Source organism: Gemmatimonas sp., assembly GCF_046594945.1.
In the GTDB taxonomy this organism is placed as follows: Bacteria; Gemmatimonadota; Gemmatimonadetes; order Gemmatimonadales; family Gemmatimonadaceae; genus Gemmatimonas.
On sequence record NZ_JBKJRB010000059.1, the window covers coordinates 1 to 5687 of the forward strand.

A 5687-nucleotide genomic window follows, 5' to 3' on the forward strand; every position below is an offset into this window, starting at 1 on the left:
GCGTTTGCTACATGCGCTCCGCAAACACCCGCGCCGGCGCGTTGGTCGCGGCACACTGCGCCGCGGCCTGGGCCAGCTCGTCCTCGATCAGCGCGATCAGGCGCGCATGCTTCGCGAGGCCGAACACGTAGTCCACGTCATGGGCCTCGCACCACGTCATCAGCGCGTCGCGGCAGAAGCCGCTGTCGGCGCGCCGCGTGATCGCGAGCGTGGGCCACGCGGCGCGCAGCTGGGCGACGATTCGCGCGACTTCCTCGAGCGCGCCCGCACTGGCGTCGAGATTCGCGGGGCGGAGCCGCGCGCACAGCCGATGCTCGCCCGCGAAGAGAAAGAGCGGCAGATAGCAGTAGTGGCCGTAGTAGCCGTGGAAGAAGCGCCCTTCTTGCGCGCCGTGCACCGGACATCGGTGGCATCGAGATCGAGCACGATCTCAATCGGCGCCGTGGCCTGGGCCTGTACGAACAGGTCGACGAAGAGGCGATCCACCGCGTCGTGATCCACCGTGATCTACTTGTACCGCTCGCGCCCCTCGACCGTCGCGCTGCTCAGTTCGAGGCGATTGAGCGTGCACTTGCCGGCGCCTGGCGCGGCGAGATCCGTCGATTCCGCCAGCACCGCCACGAGCGGATCATCGCGTAGCGCATCATGATCGTTCAGATCCTCGTAGTCGAGCGCGAGGCCGTACACGCGCTGCCGCACGAGCGACGCCACCGAATGCCCTATCCGCGCGGGATCCCGATAATCCGTGAAGCAGGCCGCGAACTGTGTCAGCAGCCCCGTCGCTCAGTCCACCTCGCGCAGCAGCACCGCCCCGCCGTCAGACGTCAGCGTCCCGCCATCAAACCGGGCCACCACCTCGCGGCCCGCGACCCCTTGAAACGTCAACGATTCGGTCGTACACGCTGTGGACATAACGGCCGTCTCCGTGTTGCGCGTAAGGTGTTCTCGACAAACCCTTTATGCCACGCAGAGCGGCCGTCATGCAATACCCTCGTGAGAAATGCAGGCTAGTGGCCTGAATACCCCGACGTCGTAGCTGCGCCGCCGTATCCTTTAGTTTTCTCATTGTTTTGGGATATCAACTGCGTGATGCGTCTTGCCTGCACGCTCCTCTTCATCTGTGCGTCCACTCGTGTGGCAGCACAATCCGCCGCCAGCTTCGTCGGCGACTGGCGGCTGATTTCTGTGCTTCCGCCGGATTCGGTCGGCGGATCGCAACCGTTTTGGGGGCCTAACCCGCTCGGCCTGATTCGGTATTCGACTAGTGGTGTCATGGCCGCGCAGCTCTACGACGAGCGGCGTTCAAATCTCGGCGTTGGCGACTGGCAGGACGTGACGCCGACCGCGGCGCAGGCCGCACTCATTGGCCTCTCGTCCTACTACGGCACGTACACGATGGACAGCATCGCGAAAACGAGCTCGCATCGCGTCGAAGGAGCGATGGCTCCGGAATGGATTGGCCGCACGCTCGTGCGCGGTTACCGGTTTCGTTCGGAAAACCAAATTGAGCTTCGCGTGATCACTGGACCCGATGGCAGGCCGACCACTACTGGACTGCTGCTGGTGTGGGACCGTGTATCCGACGCTCCGTGGCGTGCCGTCCCGGCGCACCGCGAGCCGCGCCATCACCTTGTCTATGAGAACGCGTTCGCACGTGTGATGGAGGTGCGCACCCCGACCGGAGACACCACGGGCTGGCATCGGCATGTCGACCGCATGTTCAGTGTGGTCATCGCCGCTGCACGCACATGGGATCAGTGGGTAGGGCGCACGCCAGAGCCCTCAGCTGCACTCCCGGTGGGAGCGGTGTACGACAACGGCGGATGGATTCCCTACACGCACCGTGTTGGGAACGTCGACACGGTGGCGTTTCAGTACGTGGTGGCTACGGTGAAACGGCGGACCGGATTGAGTGCGCCCGCGCTACGCAACGTTGCACACCTCGCGCTCGAGAGCGACAGTACCGGCGCACGCGTATACCGCATCACGCTTGCGCCCGGCGAAGCGACTACGTCGCATCGGCACATCGCGCCCGGGCTCACCATTCAGATCGGTTCGGGAAGCGTGCGTCACGAAGGGACGAAGCCCCAAGCGTCTGGCGCAGCGTTCGGTGCTGGGGGGTGGATCTGGCGAGCGGCCGGACACAGTCATGTCATGCGGAACGTGGGAACCGTACCTGTAGAGCTCATTGAGATCGACTGGCCGTAGTGCGCGTCAAAGTCGGTCGCATTTGGCCAGTCTGCTTCGTGCTTAGCGATAATGTGGCAGGGGTGCCATGTCGGCCGTGAGCGTGCTCGGCGTGATCCGGGCCCTGCCGGATAGCACCGGGCAATCTTGAGCGCGACTCAAGCCCCGGCGTACCACGCATAGCCCGCGTCTGCCGACGCACTGCCTTTTCCTTTCCCGAATCCGCGCAACGAATCCGTCACGACAAGACGATCAATGAACTTGACGCTCTTGTACGCTAGCTGACGCGGCACTCGGATACGAAGCGGCCCTCCGAATGGTACCGGCAGTGCGCTGCCATTCATCTCCCAAGCCAGCACAGTCTGCGGATGCATCGCCTCATCGAGGTCGATGCTGTCCCACCAGTTCGTGTCTTCAGAGAGGTACACCACGTACTTCGCTTCCGGCTTCACGCCCACTGAATTGAGAACGGCTGAAAGCGGCGTGCCCGCCCACTCGGCGATGTAATTCCATCCCTCTTCGCAGTTCACTTCTGTGATCTGCGACTCCTTGCCCATCGCGCGCAATTCGGCCAGCGACAACGTGGCCGGCGAACGGACAAGGCCACTCACATCGAGCCGCCAAGCGGCGAAGTTCGCGGCTTCGTGCGCCTTGAAGTTCTCGCTGAAGGGCGAGAGCTCGTTCGCGAAGGGCTTCGCGGAAATCATCGCGCGCGGGAACTCGCGCGCGAGCGCATTGCGACCAAGAAGGCGATGCGCAGCGTACGATAATGTTTCTCCGGGCCCGTAGAAGCCACCGCTGTCCGGAGGGATGAGTCCGAACGCGCGACCGACAGACAGCAAGCCGCTTCCGACAACGCCAGCGGCTGCGACGACTCCACTTCCGATCAATGCGCGGCGAGAAAGTGTGCTCATGACGCACCCTTCATGGTTCCGGTGATCATCGGCTGCACTCGAGCGCGGAATCCTGCGAGTAAGAGCATGCCCACGTGCGCCAGGGTGAAGAGCACGAAGGCTCCGGTAAGGAAGAAGTGCAGCGTACGCGCGGTTTGTCGTCCGCCGAGCACGCTGACACTCCACGGGAACACGGCAGTGAAGCCCGGAGCCATGGCGAGCCCCGTCCACACGATGAGCGGCGCAAGCACGAAGAGCATCACGAGATACGACAGTCGCTGCAGCAGGTTGTACGAGTGCGCATCATTGACGGACACTTTCTGAAACCGCATGTGCGCAGCAATAGAGCGCCCGAGCGCTCGAAACGAACGATCACCGGCCACCGGCACGAGATTGCGCTGGAAGTGTGAACGCGCGAACCCAGCGACGCCGTACACCAGCCCGGTGAACAGCAGCAGCCACGCCGACTGGAAGTGCAAATACAAGCTCCAGCCATTCTGATCGGGCAGCACGAAGTTGTAGCCGGTGGGCACCGTTCCGCGCGATGATGGCACCGGCAAGGTGAACGCGGGGGTGACGTTGACGTTGCCGATCTCGCCCCAATAAAAGCGCGGATGCGACAGCACCACTTCGCCACCGCTCAGCATCAACGCGAAGATGGCGATCGTGCTCAGCCAGTGCGTGACTCGCACGAACCGCGCGTGTCGTTGGAATCGTGCGTTTTTGTCCATGATATGCGCTGGGGCAAGTAGGGTCCACCAAAAGATACGGTGGGGCTGATAGCTCGGCCATACGGCGCGCATGCCGTGAGTGGTTCGCTCGAGCCTATCTCCCGTGGAAATTTGGGCGCACTATTCATGATCACTTTCCAACTGGGCCCTCCCCGGTATCCCATTTCGGTACTCCGCCCATGACGCACGTTCCTCGCCTGTTACGCCCGCGTATCCACACTGCCGCCACCGTGCTGGCCACGCTGCTACTACTCGCCGCCTGCGACGCGCCGCCTCCCACGGAAATTTCGTCGGGCGAGATGGCAGCCGCGTCTGCGCAGAACGGTTTCGCCACGGCGGCATTTACATACGAGATCACGATTAGTGGCGCAGACTTCCGAGTCGCGGCCACTGCCGATGCCGTGCTGGGCCCGCCCGGCACTGGTCTGTTGACGGCCGCGGGCACACCGTTCGAGGGCGTACAAGACAGCTGGAATGCGGGACGGCCGCGCACGGATGTCTTCCGGTTGCTCCGCGTGCGCGCCTCGGCCACAGAAGTACGACGCTGGTTGTCGTCTGGTGCGCGGGCGACCGTGAGCTTCACCGTGCGCAACCGCGCTGGGCAGCTGGTCGAGATACTTGCGCTGTTAAACGTGCGGCCCACCAAAGTCACCGGGCCCGAGTTCAACTCAGATGCGAATGAGGTCGTGATCGAGGAGCTGGAGCTCACGGCCGACGGCTTAGGGCTGCCGTGTCACAACACCGACATCGGCTGCCAGTAAACGCGCCGACTGCAGGTGCTGCACGTCCCGTTTCACCGACCACTATTCTTCCGCCACCGCATTGTCCGCCACGTCAATCCACGACGTGTTCTGATCGGTTGGGGCGACGGGCACGGTGGGGAGATCGCTGGCGGGCGTACTTGGCGCAACAATCACCGGTTTCTCGAGGCGCAGCTATGCGCTGACGCAGCATCTCAGCGATGGCTGGTGTACGGGAGTGGCTTGTGCCTTTGAAGAACCCGGCCAGCCAAACAGCTGAAGTGGCACGCGTGCAACGTTGCGTACACAGCGTTTGCCCCGACAGAACCCCGATGCTGACCGATACTTTGTCGAACCGCTTGAGGAGGCGTCATGCATCGTAAAATTCACACACCAACGCGTCGAAGGTTCTTAGGTCTTGGTGTATTGACGTGGTTGACCGCATGTGCGCGTAAGGTCGATGATTCGTGGCGCCAGCGCGACTCGATCACCGCTTTGCGCCGGGTGGTGACGGGGAGGAACGGCGCCGGTAAGGCGATCATCGTACAGAACGGGCTGTCGCCGCGCGTGGTCACGATGGAAACGCTTCCGGGGCTGGCATTGGTCGAGGTGTGGGCGACCGACGAAACGCCCACATTGCCCGTCGAACCTATCGACCTCACCACAACCATGAAATCATTCGTACCGGGCCCCGGTGGTACGCGCTTTCGGATGGTGCAGTTTCCGGGTGCCAGCGATCGTGCGTTCGATCAAGAGGCATTTCGCCGCGAATACCTGAGCAAGGCCCCAGGTCTCGCCGAGTCGATGGAACAGCAAGACTCGGGGATGCATACAACCGACTCGGTCGACTAGGGTGTCGTCATCTCCGGTGAGATCACCCTGGAAGTCGACGACGGTGCGACAGTGAATCTGAAGCAGGGTGACTGCGTGGTGCAGAATGGCACACGGCACGCGTGGCGCAACAACCATGCGACACCGTGCGTGATGGCATTCGTGCTGGTGGGCGCGGCGAGAGAAAGGATGGGCTTCACCAGCGACGCACTTCCGGCGGGCCTCGAGTTCCTCGGTCGTCCCTGGAGCGAGCCGCGACTCTTCGGCTTCGCGTACGCGTACGAACAGGCCACCAGACACCGGCG

Annotated in this window: 8 protein-coding genes and 1 pseudogene; 4 read left to right on the forward strand and 5 right to left on the reverse strand. The window is 63.1% G+C overall.

Annotated features, from left to right (window positions below; genetic code table 11):
• Positions 1 to 7 precede the first annotated feature (7 nt).
• The 3 genes from ACLL97_RS07060 to ACLL97_RS07070 form a co-directional block, all read right to left on the reverse strand.
• Positions 8 to 397 (reverse strand): transposase, encoded by a 390-nt coding sequence (locus tag ACLL97_RS07060; protein ID WP_411279769.1) that lies wholly within the window; start codon positions 395 to 397, stop codon positions 8 to 10.
• Positions 398 to 507: 110 nt separating this feature from the next.
• On the reverse strand, positions 508 to 774 hold the full coding sequence (locus ACLL97_RS07065) for a transposase (protein WP_411279775.1): 267 nt from the start codon (positions 772 to 774) through the stop codon (positions 508 to 510).
• A 9-nt stretch (positions 775 to 783) separates the two neighbouring features.
• Positions 784 to 912, reverse strand: a complete 129-nt coding sequence (locus ACLL97_RS07070) for a hypothetical protein (RefSeq protein ID WP_411279770.1) — start codon at positions 910 to 912, stop codon at positions 784 to 786.
• Positions 913 to 1089: 177 nt separating this feature from the next.
• Between ACLL97_RS07070 and ACLL97_RS07075 the strand changes: the two genes are divergently transcribed.
• Complete coding sequence (locus tag ACLL97_RS07075; RefSeq protein ID WP_411279776.1) at positions 1090 to 2208, forward strand: lipocalin-like domain-containing protein; 1119 nt, start codon at positions 1090 to 1092, stop codon at positions 2206 to 2208.
• Between the two features lie 137 nt (positions 2209 to 2345).
• On the opposite strand, the gene ACLL97_RS07080 is transcribed toward ACLL97_RS07075, so the two are convergent.
• The gene (locus ACLL97_RS07080) at positions 2346 to 3101 is read right to left on the reverse strand and encodes a molybdopterin-dependent oxidoreductase (protein ID WP_411279771.1); all 756 of its coding nucleotides are present in this window, start codon (positions 3099 to 3101) and stop codon (positions 2346 to 2348) included.
• Positions 3098 to 3811 (reverse strand): cytochrome b/b6 domain-containing protein, encoded by a 714-nt coding sequence (locus tag ACLL97_RS07085; RefSeq protein ID WP_411279772.1) that lies wholly within the window; start codon positions 3809 to 3811, stop codon positions 3098 to 3100. The genes ACLL97_RS07080 and ACLL97_RS07085 overlap by 4 nt, the downstream gene beginning before the upstream one ends.
• Before the next feature lie 179 nt (positions 3812 to 3990).
• Between ACLL97_RS07085 and ACLL97_RS07090 the strand changes: the two genes are divergently transcribed.
• The 3 genes and pseudogenes from ACLL97_RS07090 to ACLL97_RS07100 all read left to right on the forward strand — a co-directional run.
• Positions 3991 to 4572: a phage tail protein gene (locus tag ACLL97_RS07090; RefSeq protein WP_411279773.1), complete on the forward strand. Its 582-nt coding sequence runs from the start codon at positions 3991 to 3993 to the stop codon at positions 4570 to 4572.
• A 405-nt stretch (positions 4573 to 4977) separates the two neighbouring features.
• The gene (locus tag ACLL97_RS07095; protein ID WP_411279774.1) at positions 4978 to 5403 is read left to right on the forward strand and encodes a hypothetical protein; all 426 of its coding nucleotides are present in this window, start codon (positions 4978 to 4980) and stop codon (positions 5401 to 5403) included.
• Positions 5404 to 5454: 51 nt separating this feature from the next.
• A pseudogene (locus tag ACLL97_RS07100) lies at positions 5455 to 5687 on the forward strand (hypothetical protein); the annotation flags it as partial.

What these genes read in the sequence shown, in the direction of transcription:
- ACLL97_RS07070 (WP_411279770.1), bottom strand. Translation starts at nt 912, where the DNA reads ATGTCCACAGCGTGTACGACCGAATCGTTGACGTTTCAAGGGGTCGCG.
- ACLL97_RS07075 (WP_411279776.1), top strand. Translation starts at nt 1,090, where the DNA reads ATGCGTCTTGCCTGCACGCTCCTCTTCATCTGTGCGTCCACTCGTGTG.
- ACLL97_RS07080 (WP_411279771.1), bottom strand. Translation starts at nt 3,101, where the DNA reads ATGAGCACACTTTCTCGCCGCGCATTGATCGGAAGTGGAGTCGTCGCA.
- ACLL97_RS07085 (WP_411279772.1), bottom strand. Translation starts at nt 3,811, where the DNA reads ATGGACAAAAACGCACGATTCCAACGACACGCGCGGTTCGTGCGAGTC.
- ACLL97_RS07090 (WP_411279773.1), top strand. Translation starts at nt 3,991, where the DNA reads ATGACGCACGTTCCTCGCCTGTTACGCCCGCGTATCCACACTGCCGCC.